This is a genomic window from Methylobacterium bullatum (assembly GCF_014845095.1).
Lineage (GTDB): Bacteria > Pseudomonadota > Alphaproteobacteria > Rhizobiales > Beijerinckiaceae > Methylobacterium > Methylobacterium bullatum.
This window is the reverse complement of record NZ_NKUG01000106.1, coordinates 1-21565: the sequence shown is the minus strand read 5'-3', so window position 1 is coordinate 21565 and position 21565 is coordinate 1. Positions and strand designations below refer to the sequence as shown.

17 protein-coding genes and 1 tRNA gene are annotated in these 21565 nt (G+C 65.0%); 2 read left to right on the top strand and 16 right to left on the bottom strand.

What is annotated here, in order from left to right:
* Positions 1-80 precede the first annotated feature (80 nt).
* The 9 genes from fusA to MBTS_RS15600 form a co-directional block, all read right to left on the bottom strand.
* Positions 81-2156, bottom strand: coding sequence for an elongation factor G (gene fusA, locus MBTS_RS15640; protein WP_018044232.1), 2076 nt, complete (start codon positions 2154-2156; stop codon positions 81-83).
* A 30-nt stretch (positions 2157-2186) separates the two neighbouring features.
* On the bottom strand, positions 2187-2657 hold the full coding sequence (gene rpsG / locus MBTS_RS15635) for a 30S ribosomal protein S7 (RefSeq protein WP_018044233.1): 471 nt from the start codon (positions 2655-2657) through the stop codon (positions 2187-2189).
* Between the two features lie 99 nt (positions 2658-2756).
* The gene (gene rpsL, locus MBTS_RS15630) at positions 2757-3128 is read right to left on the bottom strand and encodes a 30S ribosomal protein S12 (protein ID WP_018044234.1); all 372 of its coding nucleotides are present in this window, start codon (positions 3126-3128) and stop codon (positions 2757-2759) included.
* Positions 3129-3729: 601 nt separating this feature from the next.
* Positions 3730-7938 carry a DNA-directed RNA polymerase subunit beta' gene (gene rpoC, locus MBTS_RS15625; RefSeq protein WP_018044236.1) on the bottom strand — a complete coding sequence of 1403 codons (4209 nt, stop codon included), beginning with the start codon at positions 7936-7938 and terminating at the stop codon, positions 3730-3732.
* A 175-nt stretch (positions 7939-8113) separates the two neighbouring features.
* Positions 8114-12238, bottom strand: coding sequence for a DNA-directed RNA polymerase subunit beta (gene rpoB / locus MBTS_RS15620; RefSeq protein WP_018044237.1), 4125 nt, complete (start codon positions 12236-12238; stop codon positions 8114-8116).
* 248 nt (positions 12239-12486) lie between these two features.
* On the bottom strand, positions 12487-12858 hold the full coding sequence (rplL, locus tag MBTS_RS15615) for a 50S ribosomal protein L7/L12 (protein WP_018044238.1): 372 nt from the start codon (positions 12856-12858) through the stop codon (positions 12487-12489).
* 57 nt (positions 12859-12915) lie between these two features.
* Positions 12916-13446, bottom strand: a complete 531-nt coding sequence (gene rplJ, locus MBTS_RS15610) for a 50S ribosomal protein L10 (RefSeq protein WP_018044239.1) — start codon at positions 13444-13446, stop codon at positions 12916-12918.
* A 559-nt stretch (positions 13447-14005) separates the two neighbouring features.
* Complete coding sequence (locus MBTS_RS15605; RefSeq protein ID WP_018044240.1) at positions 14006-15634, bottom strand: B12-binding domain-containing radical SAM protein; 1629 nt, start codon at positions 15632-15634, stop codon at positions 14006-14008.
* Between the two features lie 186 nt (positions 15635-15820).
* Entirely contained in the window at positions 15821-17149 is a 1329-nt protein-coding gene (locus MBTS_RS15600; RefSeq protein WP_147832708.1) for an aminotransferase-like domain-containing protein, read from the bottom strand.
* A 544-nt stretch (positions 17150-17693) separates the two neighbouring features.
* Here MBTS_RS15600 and MBTS_RS15595 point away from each other — a divergent pair.
* Both MBTS_RS15595 and MBTS_RS15590 read left to right on the top strand, forming a co-directional pair.
* On the top strand, positions 17694-17867 hold the full coding sequence (locus tag MBTS_RS15595) for a rhodanese-like domain-containing protein (protein WP_147832707.1): 174 nt from the start codon (positions 17694-17696) through the stop codon (positions 17865-17867).
* A 270-nt stretch (positions 17868-18137) separates the two neighbouring features.
* Entirely contained in the window at positions 18138-18281 is a 144-nt protein-coding gene (locus MBTS_RS15590) for a hypothetical protein (protein WP_187273444.1), read from the top strand.
* Positions 18282-18361: 80 nt separating this feature from the next.
* Here the strand turns inward: MBTS_RS15590 and rplA are convergent, their stop codons facing one another.
* The 7 genes from rplA to MBTS_RS15555 all read right to left on the bottom strand — a co-directional run.
* A complete protein-coding gene (gene rplA, locus MBTS_RS15585; RefSeq protein ID WP_018044244.1) occupies positions 18362-19060 on the bottom strand; it encodes a 50S ribosomal protein L1 in 699 nt (232 codons plus the stop codon).
* A gap of 12 nt (positions 19061-19072) precedes the next feature.
* Entirely contained in the window at positions 19073-19522 is a 450-nt protein-coding gene (gene rplK, locus MBTS_RS15580) for a 50S ribosomal protein L11 (protein ID WP_018044245.1), read from the bottom strand.
* Positions 19523-19751: 229 nt separating this feature from the next.
* Positions 19752-20285 carry a transcription termination/antitermination protein NusG gene (nusG, locus tag MBTS_RS15575; protein WP_018044246.1) on the bottom strand — a complete coding sequence of 178 codons (534 nt, stop codon included), beginning with the start codon at positions 20283-20285 and terminating at the stop codon, positions 19752-19754.
* A gap of 67 nt (positions 20286-20352) precedes the next feature.
* Positions 20353-20655 (bottom strand): preprotein translocase subunit SecE, encoded by a 303-nt coding sequence (gene secE, locus MBTS_RS15570; RefSeq protein WP_056145558.1) that lies wholly within the window; start codon positions 20653-20655, stop codon positions 20353-20355.
* 226 nt (positions 20656-20881) lie between these two features.
* Positions 20882-20958 (bottom strand) — tRNA-Trp (locus MBTS_RS15565).
* A gap of 54 nt (positions 20959-21012) precedes the next feature.
* Entirely contained in the window at positions 21013-21333 is a 321-nt protein-coding gene (locus MBTS_RS15560; RefSeq protein ID WP_056145562.1) for a YbjQ family protein, read from the bottom strand.
* A 109-nt stretch (positions 21334-21442) separates the two neighbouring features.
* The coding region (locus MBTS_RS15555; RefSeq protein ID WP_483403774.1) for an EF-Tu C-terminal domain-related protein at positions 21443-21565 on the bottom strand (123 nt) is incomplete at its 5' end.

Here is a 21565-nt window from a genome sequence, read left to right as displayed (position 1 = left end):
AACTTCTCTTTGGCCATCGTAGCCTCCGTAATCTCAGTGTTTCAGGTGATGCTGCTGCGGTCCGGAAAAGGCGGGAAGCCTTAAGCGTACTTCGCGACGACCTTCTCGGCCTCGCCGCGCGGCACCTCTTCGTAATGGTCGAATTGCATCGTGAAGTTCGCGCGGCCCTGGGAGAAGGACCGCAGCTGGTTCACGTAGCCGAACATGTTGGCCAGCGGCACCATCGCGTTGATGACGTTCGCATTGCCGCGCATGTCCTGGCCCTGGATCTGTCCACGGCGGGAGTTCAGATCGCCGATCACCGAACCGGTATACTCTTCCGGCGAGACGACCTCGACCTTCATGACCGGCTCGAGCAGAACCGATCCGCCCTTCTGGAGGGCTTCACGGAGCGCCGCACGGGAGGCGATTTCGAAGGCCAGGGCCGACGAGTCGACATCGTGATAGGCGCCGTCGATCAGCTCGACCTTGATGTCCACCACCGGGAAGCCGGCGAGGATACCGGCACCGAGCACCGAGTTGAGGCCCTTTTCGACGCCCGGGATATACTCCTTGGGCACCGTGCCGCCGATGATCTTCGAGGAGAACTCGAAGCCCTTGCCCGGCTCGTTCGGCTCGACCACGAATTTCACCCGAGCGAACTGACCGGTACCGCCGGTCTGCTTCTTGTGGGTGTAGTCGATCTCGGTGCGCTTCGTGAGCTTCTCACGATACGCCACCTGCGGCTGGCCGATATTCGCGTCGACCATGTAGGTGCGGCGCAGGATGTCGACCTTGATGTCGAGATGGAGTTCGCCCATCCCGCGAAGGATGGTCTGGCCCGATTCCTGGTCCGTGGAGACGCGGAACGAAGGATCCTCAGCGGCGAGCTTGGCGAGAGCGATGCCGAGCTTCTCCTGATCGGCCTTGGACTTCGGCTCGACCGCGATCTCGATGACGGGCTCGGGGAACTCCATCTTCTCGAGGATGACGGCGTCCTTCGGGTCGCACAGCGTATCGCCGGTACGAGTTTCCTTGAGACCGGCCAGAGCCACGATATCGCCGGTGAAGGCTTCCTTCACGTCTTCGCGGTTGTTGGCGTGCATGAGAAGCATGCGGCCGACACGCTCTTTCTTGTCGCGCGACGAGTTGATGACGTTGGCGCCGGATTCGACCTTACCCGAGTAGACACGGCAGAACGTGATCGTGCCGACATGCGGGTCGTCCATGATCTTGAACGCCAGCATCGAGAAGGGATCGCTGTCGGACGGATGACGAACGGTCTCTTCCTCGGTCTTGAAGTCGAGGCCCTTGATCTCGCCGCGATCGGCGGGAGACGGCAGGTAATCGACGACGGCGTCGAGCAGGGGCTGAACGCCCTTGTTCTTGAACGCCGAACCGCAGAGCACGGGGTGGAAGGCGCGACGCTGGACGGCCGTGCGCACGAGGCGATGCATCGTCTCGGCATCCGGCTCGACACCGTCGAGATAGGCCGACATGGCATCGTCATCCATCTCGACGCAGGCTTCGACGAGCTTGATCCGGTATTCGGCAGCCTGATCGGCGAGGTCGGCCGGGATCTCGGTCTCCGAGAAATCGGCGCCGAGCTTCTCGGACGTCCAGACGATGGCCTTCATCTTGATCAGGTCGATGACGCCCTTGAAGGTCGTCTCGGCGCCGATCGGCAGCTGCAGGCAAACGGGCTTGCCGGCGACGCGGTCGATGATGTCGGCGACGCATTTGAAGAAGTCGGCGCCGATCTTGTCCATCTTGTTGACGAACACGACGCGCGGGACGTCGTACTTGTCGGCCTGACGCCAGACGGTCTCGGTCTGGGGCTCGACGCCCTGGTTGCCGTCGAGCACGCAGACGGCGCCGTCGAGGACGCGCAGCGAGCGCTCCACTTCGATGGTGAAGTCTACGTGGCCGGGGGTGTCGATGATGTTCAGGCGCTTGTCGCGCCAGAAGCAGGTGGTCGCGGCGGAGGTGATCGTGATGCCACGCTCCTGCTCCTGCGTCATCCAATCCATCGTCGCGGCGCCGTCATGGACTTCGCCGATCTTATGGGACTTGCCGGTGTAGTAGAGGATCCGCTCAGTGGTCGTAGTTTTTCCAGCATCAATGTGAGCCATGATGCCGAAATTACGGTAGTCCTCGATCGCATGCGTGCGGGGCATCGGATTGCTCCTGAAAGGGTCCGGGGCCGCTTACCAGCGGTAGTGCGAGAAGGCGCGGTTGGCTTCAGCCATCCGGTGCGTGTCTTCCCGCTTCTTGACCGCGTTGCCACGGTTGTTCGCGGCATCGAGGAGTTCGGCCGAGAGGCGCTCGACCATGGTGCGGTCGTTGCGGCCACGGGCGGCCTGAATGAGCCAGCGGATCGCCAGAGCCTGACGACGCTCGGTGCGAACTTCGACGGGGACCTGGTAGGTCGCGCCGCCGACGCGACGGGACCGCACTTCGATCGCCGGAGCGACGTTCTCGAGAGCGGCGCGGAACACCTCGATCGGGTTCGCACGGGCGCGGTTCTCGACGATGTCGAACGCGCCGTAGACGATACCTTCGGCGATCGACTTTTTGCCCTCGTACATGATGGAATTCATGAACTTGGTGAGCACGATGTCGCCGTACTTGGCGTCCGGGATGATCTCACGCTTTTCAGCAGAATGGCGGCGGGACATCGCTCGCTCCGTCTATAAATCAAGGTCTTGAAACCACCCCGCGCAGGCCACCTGAACCTCATGGAGGTCGGCGACATCCTTACGGGATGAGCGAAATTCTTACTTCGGGCGCTTGGCGCCGTACTTGGAGCGGCGCTGCTTACGACCCTTGACGCCCTGCGTGTCGAGCACGCCGCGCAGGATGTGGTAGCGAACACCTGGAAGATCCTTCACGCGGCCGCCGCGGATCATGACCACGGAGTGCTCTTGAAGGTTGTGACCTTCACCGGGGATGTACCCGATGACTTCGAAACCGTTGGTCAGACGGACCTTGGCGACCTTACGGAGAGCCGAGTTCGGCTTCTTCGGCGTCGTCGTGTAGACGCGGGTGCAAACGCCACGCTTCTGCGGGCAGGCGTCGAGCGCCGGCACTTTGTTGCGGCTCTTCTGCGCCTTACGCGGCTGCGCGATCAGCTGGTTGATCGTCGGCATACTCTGCCCTCTTCATTCGGACCGCTGAGACGCGATCCCATGTTCGGCTTCACGAGGCAGCCTGTCTCCAGGCTGTCGCGGATCTCGATAAGAAGATCCGCAAAACGAATATGCACCATGGATCGGTGAGGACCCGTGGCGCGTGTTCGGCAGAGGATCACGCATTGCGGCGCGCTCGTACCTACTGATCTGACAAGGACGTCAGTCGATGTGAGTGCCGGAACCGGATTAGCGATTGTCTCTCGGCCCGAGGGTCGCGACTCGCTATGTCCTGCTGTTGTGCCGGAGTGGCGTGCTTCTATGCGGGGGACGGCGGAACGTCAATCCCGAAGCACGATAAAGTTTGGTCCGACCGGCGGTTAACGCCCGATTATTGGCCCGCTGAGGAGTCGGGCGCCCCGTAGAAGCGATGGATGGCAGGTTCGCCCCATCGGATCAAGGTCATGAGCACGGACCGGAGGGCGGCGGTGATTGCGATTCGCTGCGGATTCCCGTCGGGAGATCGATCCCGTCTTTGCCTCGCCAGAGTGGTTTCGCGCAACGAAAAAGGGCGGCCATCGCTGGCCGCCCCTTCGGTCTTTCCGAACGCTGTCGTCGAGGATCACTCGGCGGCAGGCGGCAATTCGCTGAGGGGCTGGGCGCCGCTCTCCGCTGCCTTCTGCTGCAGGATCATGGCGTCGCGACGCCGCGCCACGGCGCGGATGTCGGCTGCCATCGACCCGGTGCCCGCCGGAATGAGCGAGCCGACGATGACGTTCTCCTTCAAGCCCTCGAGATGGTCGACCTTGCCGTTGACGGCCGCCTCGGTGAGGACGCGGGTGGTTTCCTGGAACGAGGCCGCCGAGATGAACGACTTCGTCTGCAGGGACGCCTTGGTGATGCCCAGCAGCACCGGCACGCCCACCACGGGCTTCTTGTTCTCGGCGAGCAGCTTCTCGTTGATGTCCGCGAGTTCCGTCCGGTCGATCTGGTCGCCCGTCAGGATCTCCGAATCGCCGCCATCGGTGATTTCCACCTTCTGCAGCATCTGACGGACGATCACCTCGATGTGCTTGTCGTTGATGGACACGCCCTGGAGCCGGTAGACCTCCTGGATCTCGTTGACGAGGTAAGCAGCGAGCTCCTCCACGCCCTTGATCGCGAGGATGTCGTGCGGCGCCGGGTTGCCGTCGACGATGTAGTCGCCGAGCTCCACGACGTCGCCGTCCTGGAGGTGGATGTGCTTGCCCTTCGGGATCAGGTACTCGACCGCATCCGAACCGTCATGCGGCGTCAGCGTCAGGCGACGCTTGTTCTTGTAGTCGCGCCCGAACTGGATCGTGCCCGACTTCTCCGCGATGATCGCCGCGTCCTTCGGACGACGGGCCTCGAACAGCTCCGCCACCCGCGGCAGACCGCCGGTGATGTCGCGGGTCTTGGCCGAATCGGTGGAGACACGGGCGAGGATGTCGCCGGCCTTCACCGTGCCGCCCGGGTCGTAGCCGATGATGGCGTCGACCGGGAGGAAGTAGCGGGCGTCCGAGCCGCGCGGCAGCTTCATCGGCTTGCCGTCCTGGTCAAGGACCAGCATGGCCGGCTTGAGGTCGGCCGTGCGGGCCGTACCACGCCAGTCGATGACGACGCGCTTGGCGATGCCGGTCGACTCGTCGGTGGTCTCGGTGATCGACTGACCGTCGATCAGATCCTCGTAGGCCACGATACCGTCGGTCTCGGTGATGATCGGACGGGTATAGGGGTCCCACTCGGCGATGCGCTGGCCGCGCTTGACGGTGTCGCCTTCGTCCACCCGCAGGCGTGCGCCGTATTGCAGGCGGTGGACCGCACGTTCCGCTCCATCGGTGCCGACGATGACCACCGCCACGTTACGACCGGTGGCGATGAGATCGCCGTCGGTGTTGCGCGCGAGCGCCCGGTTGCGGATCTTGATCGTGCCTTCGAAGCTCGACTCGATGAAGGACGAATCCGCGATCTGCGCCGCGCCGCCGATGTGGAAGGTACGCATGGTGAGCTGGGTGCCCGGCTCGCCGATGGACTGCGCCGCGATGACGCCGACCGCCTCGCCCATGTTGACGGGCGTTCCACGGGCGAGATCGCGCCCGTAGCAGGTGGCGCAGACGCCGCTCTTGGTGGCGCAGACGAGCACCGAGCGGATCTTCACCTCCTGGATGCCGGCCGCCTGGATGGCGGGCAGGTGCTTCTCCTCGATCGTCTCGTTGGTCTTGACGATGACCGTACCGTCCTGAGCCACGAGATCTTCGGCCGTGGCGCGGCCGAGGATGCGGATCGACAGCGGAGCCACGACCTGGCCCGCATCGACGATGGCGCGCATCTTGATGCCGTTGGTGGTGCCGCAATCGACCTCACGGATGACGGCGTCCTGTGCCACGTCGACGAGACGGCGGGTCAGGTAGCCGGAATTCGCGGTCTTCAAGGCGGTGTCGGCGAGGCCCTTACGGGCTCCGTGCGTCGAGTTGAAGTACTCGAGAACGTCCAGGCCTTCCTTGAAGTTCGAGATGATCGGGGTCTCGATGATCTCGCCCGAGGGCTTGGCCATGAGTCCGCGCATCGCGGCGAGCTGCTTCATCTGCGCCGGCGAACCACGGGCACCGGAATGGCTCATCATGTAGATCGAGTTGATCTGCTTGTCGGCGCCGTTCTCGTCCTTCTGCACGGTGGAGATGCGCAGCATCATCTCGGCGGCGAGCTTGTCCGAGCACTTGGCCCAGGCATCCACCACCTTGTTGTACTTCTCGCCCTGCGTGATCAGGCCGTCGTTGTACTGCTGCTCGTAGTCCTTCACCAGCGCGCGGGTGTCGTCCACGATCGGCCACTTGTTGTCCGGCACCACCATGTCGTCCTTGCCGAACGAGATGCCGGCCTTGAACGCGTGGTTGAAGCCCAGCGCCATGATGCGGTCACAGAAGATCACCGACTCCTTCTGACCGCAGTGGCGGTAGACGGTGTCGATCATCGCGGAGATCTCCTTCTTCGTCATCAGCTTGTTGACGACGTCGTAGGGGACCTTCTTGTGCAGCGGCAGGGCCGTGGACAGGATCACGCGGCCGGGCGTGGTGTCGTAGGTCTGGGTCAGCGGCTCGCCATCGGGGCCGATGCCGTTCCACCGCCAGCGGATCTTCGAGTGCAGCTTCACGGTGTTGGCCGCGAGGGCGTGCTCGAGTTCACCGATGGTGCCGAAGACACCCTGCATCGGGTTCTTCTTGTTGGTCGGGTCGAAGGCGCCGATGGCGCCCTCGGCGACGATCGACAGGTAGTACAGGCCGAGCACGATATCCTGCGACGGCACGATGATCGGCTGACCGTTGGCCGGGTGCAGGATGTTGTTGGTCGACATCATCAGCACGCGCGCTTCGAGCTGGGCTTCCAGCGAGAGCGGGACGTGGACGGCCATCTGGTCGCCGTCGAAGTCGGCGTTGAAGGCCGCGCAGACGAGCGGGTGAAGCTGGATCGCCTTACCTTCGATCAGCTTCGGCTCGAACGCCTGGATGCCGAGGCGGTGGAGCGTCGGCGCACGGTTGAGCATCACCGGGTGCTCGCGGATCACCTCGTCGAGGATATCCCAGACTTCGGGCTTCTCCTTCTCGACGAGCTTCTTGGCCTGCTTGACGGTGGCGGAGAAACCCTTGGCGTCGAGGCGTGCGTAGATGAAGGGCTTGAACAACTCCAAGGCCATCTTCTTCGGCAGGCCGCACTGATGCAGCTTCAGCTCCGGGCCCACCACGATCACCGAGCGGCCGGAATAGTCGACGCGCTTGCCGAGCAGGTTCTGGCGGAAGCGGCCCTGCTTGCCCTTGAGCATGTCGGCGAGCGACTTCAACGGACGCTTGTTGGCACCCGTGATGACGCGGCCGCGGCGGCCGTTGTCGAACAGCGCGTCCACCGCTTCCTGAAGCATGCGCTTCTCGTTGCGGATGATGATGTCTGGCGCGCGCAGTTCGATCAGCCGCTTCAGGCGGTTGTTACGGTTGATGACGCGGCGGTAGAGGTCGTTCAGATCGGACGTGGCGAAGCGGCCGCCGTCCAGGGGGACGAGCGGGCGAAGGTCCGGCGGGATCACCGGAACCACGGTGAGGATCATCCATTCGGGCTTGTTGCCCGACATCTGGAAGGCCTCGATGATCTTCAGGCGCTTGAGGAGCTTCTTGGGCTTCAACTCGGAGGTCGTTGTGGCGATCTCCTCGCGGAGCGAGTTCGCGATCCCGTCGAGGTCGAGCTCCTGCAGAATGCGCCGGATGGCCTCGGCGCCGATCATGGCGGTGAAGCTATCCTCGCCGTACTCCTCCTGGGCGCGCAGGTACTCTTCCTCGGAGAGGAGCTGACGCTCCTTGAGGGGGGTGAGGCCCGGCTCGATGACGCAGTAGGATTCGAAGTAGAGGATGCGCTCGAGGTCCTTGAGCGCCATGTCGAGCAGCAGGCCGATGCGGCTCGGCAGCGACTTCAGAAACCAGATATGGGCGACGGGGGCGGCGAGCTCGATATGCCCCATGCGGTCGCGCCGAACGCGCGCGAGGGTGACTTCGACGCCGCACTTCTCACAGATGACGCCCTTGTACTTCATGCGCTTGTACTTGCCGCACAAGCACTCGTAATCCTTGATCGGGCCAAAGATGCGCGCGCAGAACAGGCCGTCGCGCTCGGGCTTGAACGTGCGGTAGTTGATCGTCTCGGGCTTCTTGATCTCGCCGAAGGACCACGAGAGGATCTTCTCGGGGCTCGAGATCGAAATCTTGATCTGGTCGAAGCTCTGGGGCTGAGCCTGCTGGTTGAAAAGATTCATGACCTCTTGGTTCATGGATCGACTCCTGCTGACGGGGCGCACCCTCCGCCGAGGGGCTACCGCGTGCTGAAAACGTGAGGTCGGCGCAGTGACCGGTCGGGTCGCCGCTGGCCGTCGTCCCGGGAGGCGCTTCCCCTCCCCGCTCGGACCGCGCCGGCGAGGTGCCGGCGCGGGAGCGTGTGGTGTGGTCTTACTCGGCCGCCTCGGCGGGCGGGTCGAGCTGGTCGTTCGCGAGCTTCTTCGAGGAGGTGAGCTCCACGTTGAGGCCGAGCGAGCGCATCTCCTTGACGAGCACGTTGAAGGACTCGGGGATGCCGGCCTCGAAGGTATCGTCGCCGCGGACGATGGCCTCGTAGACCTTGGTGCGGCCGGCGACGTCGTCCGACTTCACCGTGAGCATCTCCTGCAGCGTGTAGGCCGCGCCGTAGGCTTCCAGTGCCCAGACCTCCATCTCGCCGAAGCGCTGGCCGCCGAACTGCGCCTTTCCGCCCAGCGGCTGCTGGGTGACCAGGGAGTACGGACCGATAGACCGTGCGTGGATTTTGTCGTCCACGAGGTGGTGGAGCTTCAGCATGTAGATGTAGCCCATCGTCACCTTGCGGTCGAAAGGCTCGCCCGTGCGCCCGTCGTAGAGCGTCGACTGCGCCGAACGGTCGAGCCCGGCCAACTCCAGCATCGTCTCGATGTCGGCTTCCTTGGCGCCGTTGAACACCGGAGTGGCCATCGGCACGCCGCGGCGGACGTTGTTGGCCGCCTCCGCCATGTCGTCGTCCGAGAGGCCCTCCAGTTCCGACGGCGAGTAGATCGCCTCCATCTCCGCCTTGAGGGGCGCGATGTCGTTGCTGCGGAGATAGGCGTCCACGGCGAGCCCGACCTTGCGGCCGAGACCGGCGGCAGCCCAGCCCAGATGGGTCTCGAGGATCTGACCGACGTTCATGCGGGACGGCACGCCGAGCGGGTTGAGCACGATGTCGGCATGCGTCCCGTCTTCGAGGAACGGCATGTCCTCGATCGGCACGATCCGCGACACGACGCCCTTGTTGCCGTGACGGCCGGCCATCTTGTCGCCCGGCTGGATCTTGCGCTTCACGGCGACGAAGACCTTGACCATCTTCATGACGCCGGGGGGCAACTCGTCGCCGCGCTGCAGCTTCTCGACCTTGTCGAGGAAGCGCTGCTCGAGGCGCTTCTTCGACTCGTCGTACTGCTTCTGCATCGCTTCCATCTCGGTCATGAGACGGTCTTCGACGACGGCGAACTGCCACCATTGCGAGCGCGGGTACTCGTTCAGGAGCTCACGGCTGAGCGTGGTCTCCTTCTTGAAGCCCTTCGGACCGGCGATCGGCGACTGGCCAATGAGAACGCCGGCAAGGCGGGCATAGGTGTTGCGGTCGAGGATCGCCTGCTCGTCGTCACGATCCTTGGCGAGACGCTCGATCTCCTCGCGCTCGATGGCCTGGGCGCGCTCGTCCTTGTCAACGCCGTGGCGGTTGAACACCCGGACTTCGACGATGGTGCCGGTGACGCCCGGGGGAACCCGGAGCGAGGTGTCGCGCACGTCCGACGCCTTCTCACCGAAGATGGCGCGCAGAAGCTTTTCTTCCGGCGTCATCGGGCTCTCGCCCTTCGGGGTGATCTTCCCGCACAGGATGTCGCCTGCGTGGACCTCGGCGCCGATATAGACGATGCCGGCCTCGTCGAGGTTCTTCAGCGCCTCTTCCGAGACGTTGGGGATGTCGCGGGTGATTTCCTCCGGACCGAGCTTGGTGTCTCGGGCCATCACCTCGAACTCCTCGATATGGATCGAGGTGAACACGTCATCCTTCACGATCCGCTCGGAGAGCAGGATCGAGTCCTCGAAGTTGTAGCCGTTCCACGGCATGAACGCGACGAGCACGTTCCGGCCGAGCGCCAGCTCGCCGAACTCCGTCGACGGACCATCGGCGATGATCTCGCCCTTCTTCACCTGCTCGCCCACGCGGACCAGCGGCTTCTGCGTGATGCAGGTCGACTGGTTGGAGCGCTGGAACTTCTGCAGGCGGTAGATGTCGACGCCGGGCTTGTTGGCATCGGCCTCTTCGGTGGCGCGGATGACGATACGGGTCGCATCCACCTGGTCGACGATGCCGGAGCGGCGCGCCGCGATGGCGGCACCCGAATCGCGGGCGACCACGGCTTCCATGCCGGTACCGACGAACGGCGCGTCGGCGCGGACCAGCGGCACCGCCTGGCGCTGCATGTTCGAACCCATCAGGGCGCGGTTCGCGTCGTCGTTCTCGAGGAACGGGATGAGCGCCGCGGCCACCGAGACAAGCTGCTTCGGCGACACGTCCATGAGGTCGACGCGGTCCGGCGGCACGACGATGACGTCGCCGGCCCGACGGCAGACCACGAGGTCTTCCGTCAGCTTGAAGCTCTCGTCCATCTGGGCGTTGGCCTGGGCAACGTAGTACTTCGCCTCTTCCATCGCCGAGAGGTAGGAGACCTCCTTCGTCACCACGCCGTCCTTCACGCGACGGAACGGAGTCTCGATGAAGCCGTACTTGTTCACCCGCGCGAAGGTTGCGAGCGAGTTGATGAGACCGATGTTCGGGCCTTCCGGCGTCTCGATCGGGCAGATGCGGCCGTAATGGGTCGGGTGCACGTCGCGCACCTCGAAGCCGGCGCGCTCACGGGTGAGACCGCCAGGGCCAAGCGCCGAGAGGCGACGCTTATGCGTCACTTCCGAGAGCGGATTGGTCTGATCCATGAACTGCGACAGCTGCGACGAGCCGAAGAACTCACGCACCGCGGCCGCGGCGGGCTTCGCGTTGATGAGGTCCTGCGGCATGACCGTGTCGATATCGACCGAGGACATGCGCTCCTTGATGGCGCGCTCCATGCGCAGGAGACCCAGGCGGTACTGGTTCTCCATGAGCTCGCCCACCGAACGCACACGGCGGTTGCCGAGGTGATCGATGTCGTCGATCTCGCCCTTGCCGTCGCGCAGGTCCACCAGCGCCTTGACGACCGCGAGCATGTCCTCGCGGCGCAGGGTGCGTACGGTGTCCTCGGCGTCGAGGTCGAGACGCATGTTCATCTTCACGCGGCCGACCGCCGAGAGATCGTAGCGCTCGGAATCGAAGAACAGCGAGTGGAACATCGCCTCGGCGGTGTCGAGCGTCGGCGGCTCGCCGGGACGCATGACGCGGTAGATGTCGAACAGCGCGCCTTCGCGGGACGAGTTCTTGTCCACGGCCAGCGTGTTGCGGATGTAGGGACCGACATTGACGTGGTCGATGTCGAGCACGGGGAGCTCGGACACGCCGACCTCTTCCAGGCTCTTGAGGAGCTTGTCGGAAATCTCGTCGCCGGCCTCGGCCCAGATCTCACCGGTCTTCGGGTTGACGAGATCCTCGGCGATGTACTGGCCGATCAGGTCCTCGTCGGTGGCCTTCAAGAACTGAACGCCGCGCTCGCTGATCTGGCGGGCGTTGCGGGCGTTGAGCTTCTTGCCGGCCTCGAGCACGACTTCGCCGGAATCGGCGTCGACCAGGTCGACGGATGCCTTGAAGCCCTTCAGACGGTCGGCATCGAACGGAACCCGCCATTCGGCGCCGTCGCGGTCGTAGATGACGCGGTTGTAGAAGGTGGAGAGGATCTCTTCACCGTCGAGGCCGAGAGCGAACAGCAGCGAGGTCGCCGGCAGCTTGCGCTTCCGGTCGATACGCACGTGCACGATGTCCTTGGCGTCGAACTCGACGTCGAGCCAGGAGCCGCGATACGGGATGATGCGGGCGGCGAACAGGAGCTTGCCCGACGAGTGGGTCTTGCCCTTGTCGTGATCGAAGAACACGCCCGGCGAACGGTGCATCTGCGAGACGATGACGCGTTCGGTGCCATTGACGATGAAGGTGCCGTTCTCCGTCATCAGGGGCATGTCGCCCATGTAGACGTCCTGCTCCTTGATGTCCTTGACGGACTTCGCGCCGGTATCGGGGTCGACATCGAACACGATGAGGCGCAGCGTCACCTTGAGGGGAGCCGCGAAGGTGATGCCGCGCTGGCGACACTCGTCGACGTCGTATTTCGGCTGTTCGAACGTGTACTTGACGAATTCGAGGAGCGCGGTCGCCGAGAAATCGGAGATCGGGAAGACCGATTTGAACACGGTCTGCAGGCCTTCGTCGCCCCGTCCGCCTTCCGGCTCGTCCATCATCAGGAATTGGTCGTAGGATGCCTTCTGAACCTCGATGAGGTTCGGCATCTCGGCGACTTCCTTGATCTTGCCGAAGAATTTGCGAATGCGCTTGCGACCGACCAGCGTGTTGGCCATGGGTGACCTCGCTCCTACGTCCCGCGTACCGGGTGCCCGGGGAAGGCTTTATGCCTCCCGCGACCAGGCGATGAACCCGTCCCGCCGGACCAAGCCCACCCGAAATGAAATGCCGCCGGTCCGTTCCAGGACCGCCCGGTCGCCTGAAGCGACCTTAGCCCACGGGTCGGAGACCCGCGGGCGTCGGTGCCGGCCGGCCCCGATGGGACCGACCGGAAGTGACGGGCCTGATTTGGCCCATCGGCAACTTACTTGAGCTCGACCTTGGCGCCGGCCTTCTCGAGCTGGGCCTTGAGCTTCTCGGCCTCTTCCTTGTTGACGGACTCCTTGACCGCCTTCGGAGCGCCCTCGACGAGGTCCTTGGCTTCCTTGAGGCCGAGGCCGGTGATCGCACGGACCTCCTTGATGACCTCGATCTTCTTGTCGCCAGCGGCGGTCAGGAGAACCGTGAACTCGGTCTGCTCCTCGACGACGGCGGCCGGGCCAGCGGCCGGACCGGCGACGGCGACGGCAGCAGCGGCGGAGACGCCCCACTTCTCTTCGAGGAGCTTGGCGAGGTCGGCGGCTTCTAGAACGGTCAGCGAGGACAGGTCGTCGACGAGCTTGGCAAGATCAGCCATTGTATTCTTCCTTTGGATATCGGTTTGAACGGATGGTTTGTGAAGGACGAGGCGGCGTCAGGCCGCTTCGTCCTGAGCCGCGTCCTTGGTGGCATAGGCTCCGAACACGCGAGCCAGCTTGGCAGCCGGAGCGTTGACGACCTGAGCGATCTTGGTCGCGGGAGCCTGGATGAGGCCCACGATCTTGCCGCGCAGTTCGTCGAGGGACGGGAGCGACGCGAGCGCCTTCACACCGTCCGGGTTCAGAGCGGTCGTTCCCATGGCGCCGCCGAGGATCACGAGCTTGTCGTTACCCTTGGCGAAATCCACCGCAACCTTCGCAGCCGCGACCGGATCGCTCGAATAGGCGAGCAGGGTCGGACCCTTCAGGAGGGGCTTGATGGAGGCGACGTCCGTGCCATCGAGAGCGATGTTGGCGATGCGGTTCTTGGTGACCTTCACGGTGGCACCGGCCAGCTTCATCTGCGCGCGCAGCTTCTGCATCTCGGCGACCGTGAGGCCTTTGTAGTGGGCCACGACGACGACGGACGTGTTCGCAAACACGCCGTTGAGCGTCGAGACGAGATCAGCTTTGGCTGTCCTGTCCACTGGGGCTCTCTCCGGTTGGCGGGTCCCTCTCGGGGAGGGGCCGCCGGTTGCACATGCCGCCCGGAACGGAACTCGGCTCAGCGAGAAGCCGGAACGTCCTGGACGACGCTTCACGGCCCTGTCCCCTGACATCCTCCGGAACGGTGGACGGCACGGGCGAGATGGTTCAAACCGATACCTGACTGCGCCGCGAATCGCGGTGCCGAGAGGGTCTTGAATTCGGTCTTCCCCGTCTGTGCAGGCTGGGGAATTAAGCCGGTTGCCCGGCGCCTGCAGTCTCGGACAGGACATGGCCGGACGAGGCTTGAAGGGGCTGTTCGCCCCTCAAAGCCTTCCGGCCATTATCGTCTGGTCGCCCAGACGAATTCGCATGTCGGATATCGACCGATTGGTCGAATCCTTTCAAAGTGTGAAAAACGTTGAGCGGGGTCTATAGGCCCTAGCAAGCGCCCTGCCAAGTGCCCCAGGTGAAGAAATCCGCCGTGCTTGTACGATTTTGATTGACGGGATTTCCTCCCGCCTCTGCGGCGGGAGGAACTTGGGGCGCTGAGGTAAGTCCCTACGTCGGCAGGAACTTACGCGCGGCCTGCCACCAGGGCGTGCGGGCATTTTCCAGCTTCTGATCGGCCTTGGCCGCGTAGAAGGAGGCGTTGTGTTCGCCGCGTAGGGCCTCGCGGGTGAAGCGGATCAGGTGGTGGGCGACGAAGCCCATGTTGAAGACCGCCTCGATCTGTCCGCGCTTCAGGGCATGGCCCGCCGCGCGCCAGAACACGCCCCGGTAATCCGACAGGATTCCCACGCGCAGGGCGATGTTGAAGCCGAGCACGAGGCCGCGACGGAGATTGGTCCGCGTCAGCTTGCCCCTGGTGGGCGTCTTGATCCGGTGCGGATAGGTCCGCTCCACCTGATAGCGGAAGCGCGCGAACAGGTTCTCCGGCTCGTAGGCATGGGCGATGGCCCGGCGCCAGCTCGCCACCACGTCGTCGTGCGGGCGCTTGAACAGGACGTTGGATTCCAGCGCCGCGTCGTGGGTGAGGCGCCCCTCGCGGGTCAGCCTATCCCAGAGCGGCGTCTTCGGCAGGGCCTGGAGCAGGTTCATCGTCAGCACCGGCACCGCCGACTTGTCGACGAAGTCGATGAGCTTCTGCTCCGAGCCGTCCGTCTCGGTGTCGAGGCCCAGGATGATGCCCGAGGTGACTTCGAGGCCGAAGCTGTTGAGCGTCTCGATCGCCTCGTACATCGGCACGGCGGCGTTGTGCTTCTTGTCGATTCCCGCCAGCGCGTCCTCTTCCGGCGTCTCGATGCCGACGAAGACGGTCATGAAGTTCGCCTGGCGCATCAGCTCCAGGATGTCGGGCTGCTTGGCCATGTTCAGGGTCGCCTCGCAGGCGAACTGAAGCGGGTAATGGTTCTTCTTCTGCCACTCCACGAGGTGGGGCAGCATGTCCTTCGTGGCCTTGCGGTTGCCGATGAAGTTGTCGTCGACGAAGTACACGACGGCCGGATGGCCCGGCTGCGAGATGATCGCGTCGAGCTCGCCGAGCATCTGCTCCGGAGTCTTCAGGCGCGGCTGCCGGCCATAGAGCTGCGGGATGTCGCAGAACTCGCAGCGATAGGGGCAGCCGGACGAGAATTGCAGGGAGCCGATGAGGTAGCGCTTGAGGGGGGCGGCCTCGTAGGCGGGTGCCGGAAAGTCCGAGAGCGGAAGGCGTTCCTTGGTCTCCAGGCGAACCTGGCTCGCCGGGATCGACACGTCGCGGTCGAGGATCGACACGAGCTCGTCGGTGGCGTCGCCGATCTCGCCGATATGGAGATAGTCGAATTCCGGATATTGCTCGGGCGATCCGGAGACCGAAGGGCCGCCCAGCGCCGTCACCTTACCGGCGGCATGCGCCCTGGCGTAGATGTCCCGAATCTGGGGGGCCTGGATGTGCATGCCCGACACGAACACCGCATCGGCCCAGGCGAAATCGTCCGGCCCGGCCCGTTTGATGTTCTCGTCGATGAACCGGTATTCCCATTCCTCCGGCATATAGGCCGCGATGAGGAGAAGGCCCTGCGGTGGCATGAAGGCCTTCACCCCGCCCATTAACGGGTAGGCATGGGCGAACGTCCCGAAGGACGGCGTGTATGCGGGAAAGACGCACAGGATGCGTCGATTGGAGGTGACGGAGAGGGTGCATCGCATGGCGGCATTCCTAGCACAGACAGGTGCGGAGGCGTCACCCTCGCGTGTTGATTTCTTGACCCTTTCTGGGATGGATCTCGCCCTGCCGCGTCGCCGGGGAGGAGCCTTCGCGCGCGTTTGACGCAGGCGCGAGATGCGCCTCGGGTCCGCCGGCCCGTCGTGCGGGTCCCGCCGACGGTGTGGATCTCACTCCACCACGGAATCGTCCTCGTCGAGAGCGAGGCGCCGCAGCGTCTGAAGTGCGGTCTCGAGCCGCTCGAAGGGCGGTGAGCCGAGCGCGAGGCGCACCCCGTTCTCCGGCGTTGCCGGATCGACGGCGAAAGCGCTGGCCGGCGACACCGCCACGCCATTGCGCGCCGCGGCGCCCGCATAGCGTTCCGCCGTCCAATGGGGAGGAAGAGAGAGCCAGAGGTGGAACGCCCTCGGATCGCCCCGGACGTCGAGGCCGCTCAGCGCTTCCCGGGCCGCGCTCTGGCGCGCTGCCGCGTCCGCCCGCTTCGCCTTGCCGATCCGGCTCGCCGTTCCGTCGTTCATGAGATGAAGGGCCACCGCCAGGGGGAGTCCGCTCGCGGTCCAGCCTCCCGTGCGGATCGAGCCCGCGAGCCGCTGCGTGAGATGGGGCGGCCCGGCGACGAAACCGAGGCCGAGGCCCGGAGCGAGGCGCTTCGACAGGCTGTCGACGACGATCACCCTCTCGGGTGCCAGGGCGGCCAGGGGCTCCTCGTCACAGAGGAACCCGTACACGGCGTCCTCGATGCAGACGAGGTCATGTCTGCCGAGGAGCGATGCTATGGCGTGCCGGCGATCCGCGCTCATGGTTTGGCCGAGGGGGCTTTGCAGGACGGGCTGGAGGTAGAGGGCGCGGAGGGGGGCCTCGCGATGAGCCCGCTCGATGGCGTCCGGGATCACCCCCTCCGCATCCATCGCGAGGGGAACCAGTTCGACGCCGAGCCGGGCCGCGAGGCCCTTGACGATGGGATAGGTCATGGCCTCGACGCCGATCCGATCGCCGGGCTGGGCCAGGGCCGAGATCGCCGCGGCGATGCCCTGGCGTCCGGCCCCGGTGAACAGGACGGTCTCGGGGTCGGCCGACCACCCTCCCCGCGCGAAGAAGGCCGCCGCCCCGGCGCGCGCCGGCTCCTTCGCGCCCGGCCGGACCGGCGAGAACGCGGCTCGGAGCCTGGCCGGTTCGAGTAGGGCGCCGAGGCTGGCGCTCAGCTCCGCCGCCTGATGGGGCAGGATCGAGAAGACGTGCTCGAGATTGATGAGTCCGGTCTCGGAGTCCGGCAATGCTGCCGCGGCGGAGGCCGAGGCGCGGATGAAGGTGCCGCGTCCGACCTCTCCGGTGATCAGTCCGCGCCGCGACAGTTCCGCATAGACACGGCTCGCGGTGGAGACGGCGATCCCGCGTTCGAAGGCGAACTGCCGTTGCGTCGGCATCCGGCTCCCCGGCGCCAGGCGCCCCCGGGCGATGTCCGCGGCGATCCCCTCCGAAATCGTCCGATAGTCTGCCACGCGCGCATTGCTCCGAGTACAATGATTTAATTGATTCGATTCAATTTCGGATCAATAGGAGTGGGCGACCCGATGGAGGTGACCCGATCATGCCGATATCCGACAATTTATCCACCAACGCTCGGCCTCTCGCGAGGCCGTTCGACTCTCTCGGCCACCCTAACCAGCGCTTTCCCGCGAGAGCAATCGCTCTCCTGTCGATCTGGTACAGCAGGGCGGCCGGGCGGCGTACAATTCGCGAATTGACCTCGGAACAAATGAAGGCGCTCGATCTCGATCCCGTCGCCCTGCGTGCTGAGGCTTCCAAGCCGTTCTGGCGTGCATGAGCACGGACGCGAATGCCTGGGCGGAAAGCCGGGCATTCGCCCGCGGAGTCCGAAGGGGTGCGGTCGAGTTTCGGAGCATCGCCTGCAAATGTGCGAGCTCAGCCGCGACGCGACGAGTCTTCCTCGCCGGAGCGCGCCCGTGTCCTTCAGAACCCTCCTTGCCGCACGTATGGCTCTGGCCGCCCTGGCCTTGCCGATGATCGGGCCTGTGGCGGCTCATGCCACCGAGCAGAAACAGAGCCAGACCGGCCCCCCTCGTCTCCACCGAATGGCTCGAGGCCAACCTCGCCTCGCCGAAGCTCCGGATCGTCGACGTCAGCGTCGAGCCGGGCGTCTACGAGCGCGGGCATGTGCCCCGCGCACAGAACGTCCTCTGGCATACGGACCTCTGATCGGGACTGCATTCCTGGTCGCGGCCCTGCAGATGTCGGGCGATCCCGGCGGTGAACGGCTCGCGCTGTCCCTGACATTCGGAGCCCTGCTCGGCTTCGTGCTGCAACGCCTGCGCTTCTTCTGCTTCTGCCAGTGGCGCGACCTCATCGATCGGCGTGACCCGCGCGGGGCACTCGGCATCCTCGCCGCCCTGGCCGCGGGGGCGGTCGGCTACAGCGTGGGGCTGGGAGCGTGGGTGCCTGGTCGGAGCGGCGTGCGGCTGGGGCGCGATGACCGGTCTCGGCTGCAGCGTCGGCACGCTGCTGTCCGGGATCATGGCGGGCGCCGCATCGGGCTGGCTCTTGGGCGCGGCGATGTTCGCCGGGCTCACCGCGACGCTGCTGGCGGGCCGGCGCCTGCGGCTCCTGCCATAGACGGAAAAAGCGCCCGGCCAAAAGAAAACGCCCGGCCTTGTGAGCCGGGCGTTTTCATATCTTCAGGGGAGAAGCGCCGATCAGGCGGTCAGCACGGTCGAGGGCTCGACCCGCACGCCCGGGCCCATCGAGGAGGTCACGGCGACGCGCTGGATGTAGGTGCCCTTGGCGCCGGCGGGCTTGGCCTTGGCCACCGCGTCGGCGAACGCCTTGATGTTCTCGACGAGCTTGGCTTCGTCGAACGAGACCTTGCCGATACCGGCATGGACGATGCCCGCCTTCTCGACGCGGAACTCCACCGAACCGCCCTTGGCGCCGGCGACCGCGGACTTCACGTCCATGGTGACGGTGCCGACCTTCGGGTTCGGCATCAGGCCGCGGGGGCCGAGCACCTTGCCGAGACGGCCGACGAGGGGCATCAGGTCCGGGGTCGCGATGCAGCGGTCGAACTCGATCTTGCCGCTCTGGACGATCTCGAGCAGGTCCTCGGCGCCGACGATGTCGGCACCGGCGGCCCGGGCCTCGTCGGCCTTGGCGCCGCGGGCGAACACCGCCACCCGCACCGTCCGGCCGGAGCCGTTGGGCAGGTTGCAGACGCCACGGACCATCTGGTCGGCGTGACGCGGGTCGACGCCGAGATTCATCGAGACCTCGACGGTCTCGTCGAACTTGGCGCTGGCCTTCTGCTTCACCAAGGCGATCGCCTCGTCGATGGTGTAGAGCTTGAGCGCGTCGATGCCCTCGCGGGCGGCGCGGATGCGCTTGCCTTCGTGTGCCATTGTGCCCTCCCCTTAAGCGACGACGTCGAGGCCCATGGCCCGCGCGGAGCCACGGATCATGGCGACGGCGGCGTCAACCGAGTCGCAGTTCAGGTCGGGCATCTTCTTCTCGGCGATCTCGCGAAGCTGAGCCTCGGTGACCTTGCCCACCGTCGGGCCCTTGCCGGGGGTCTTGGAGCCGGAAGCCGGCTTCTTGCCGATCTTCAGGCCGGCGGCCTTCTTCAGGAAGAAGGTGACCGGCGGCTGCTTCATCTCGAAGGTGAAGGAGCGGTCCTGGTACGCCGTGATGACGACCGGGATCGGGGTGCCCTTCTCGATCTGAGAGGTCTTCGCGTTGAAGGCCTTGCAGAATTCCATGATGTTGAGGCCACGCTGACCGAGCGCGGGGCCGATGGGCGGCGACGGGTTCGCGGCGCCGGCCGGAACCTGAAGCTTCACGTAGCCCGTGATCTTCTTTGCCATAGGGACTGCTCCCAAATGTAGGCTCGCCGCCCGGCTGCCTGGAGCACGGACGGGGCGAGCGGTTGCAGGTCGCGGTGCGGTCCGTGGATCCCGGCGGCAAACCGGGCGGACCTCCCGCGTGTGACGCCGTCCGGGGACTGGACCCGACGGCCATTTTCACGCTCGGCTTGGCGCCGCGCGGAAAAGCTGAAGACCGGTCAGTCGCGACCGACCTCGAAATTCGAAAAAATCAGATCTTCTCGACCTGGGCGTATTCGAGTTCCACCGGGGTGGCGCGACCGAAGATCGACACGGCGACCTTGAGGCGCGAACGGCTCTCGTCGATTTCCTCGACGGTGCCGTTGAAGGAGGCGAAGGGACCGTCGGCGACGCGGACGGTCTCGCCGATCTCGAAGGAGATCGAGGGCTTGGGACGATCGACGCCCTCGGCGACCTGACCCTTGATGCGCTCGGCTTCGGAATCGGGAATCGGCACCGGCTTCGACTTGTCGGCGCCGAGGAAACCGGTGACCTTGGGGGTGTTCTTGATGAGGTGGTAGACCTCGTCGGTCAGATCGCACTTCACCAGCACGTAACCGGGGAAGAACTTCCGCTCGGCGTCGACCTTACGGCCGCGGCGGACTTCGACGACCTTTTCGGTCGGGACCATGACCTCGTCGAACAGCTCCATCAGCCCGCGCTGAGCCGCCTGATCCTTGATGGACTGGGCGACCTTGTTCTCGAAATTCGAGTAGGCGTGGACAATGTACCAGCGTTTCGACACGGTTCTCACCAAATCCTGACGTCGGTCTGCCCGGTCGCGACGACGCGCCCAGGGAGACTCAGTTGTTCTAGGCGCCGACCCCGAGGATCAGGGTCACGATGTAGCGCAGGGCCTGGTCAACGACCGTGAAGAAGATGCTCGCCGCCACGACCATGATGAACACCATGATCGTCGTGACGGTGGTCTCCCTGCGGGACGGCCACGTGACCTTGCGGCCCTCGTCGCGCACCTGGGACAGGAACTCGGCCGGGCCGACGCGCTTGGGCGCGGGCCGCACGGGCGGGGTCGCCCGAGGCGGCGTCGGCGTGGCGGATCCGCGCTGCGGGGTGCGCGCCAGGTCCGCCTTCTTCGTTGCTTCGTTCGATGCCATTGATGCCAACAACAGGGAAAATCGGCTCTGACCGGAAAGCGGGCCGGTGCGGAGGCTCTGGTCGAAGCCCGCACCGAACACAGTCACCGATCTCGGAGTGCGAACGCTCTAGCGCAAGTCCCGGGTCTTGTCGACCGTCGCGGACATATCGACAGAGAGCGGGAAACACGCTCCGGTTCGACACTCCCGACAGGAGGCCGTTCCGGCATTGCGCTCAAGGAAACACTGGCAGGAGTGGAGGGACTCGAACCCGCAACCTCCGGTTTTGGAGACCGGCGCTCTGACCAGTTGAGCTACACTCCTACGCGCCCCGCTCCTCTATACAGGAACGAGCCGGTGCACAAGCGGGGCATTGGCCTATTCCCGAACAACTCTCACTGCGGTGCCATAGGCCAGGACTTCGGTGATGCCGTCCATGATGTCGGTCGCATCGTAGCGCATGCCCACAATCGCATCGGCGCCGGCGGCTGCCGCCTGTTCACACATGTGTTCGAACGATTCCCGGCGAGCGGTTTCGGCCAGAGAGAGGTAGGCGTCGATCCGACCGCCGAACAGTGCCTGGACCCCGCCGACAACGTTCCCAATGACGCTGCGTGAGCGGACCGTGATGCCACGGACCATCCCGAGATGCGCAACGACACGATAACCAGCGATCTCGTTGGTGGTGGAAACCATCATCGTGTGGAGGTCCTCATGATGGAAGGCAAAAAAAACACCCACGGATCAGCGGCGATCCGTGGGTGACGCGGTGTAGGTAGAAAAGCGCCCCGGCAGGAGCGTACCGAACTTAATCGTTGATGGCTGCGACGACGCCTGCGCCGACGGTGCGACCGCCTTCACGGATGGCGAAGCGGAGCTTCTCTTCCATGGCGACGGGGACGATGAGGGTGACGTCCATGGTGACGCTGTC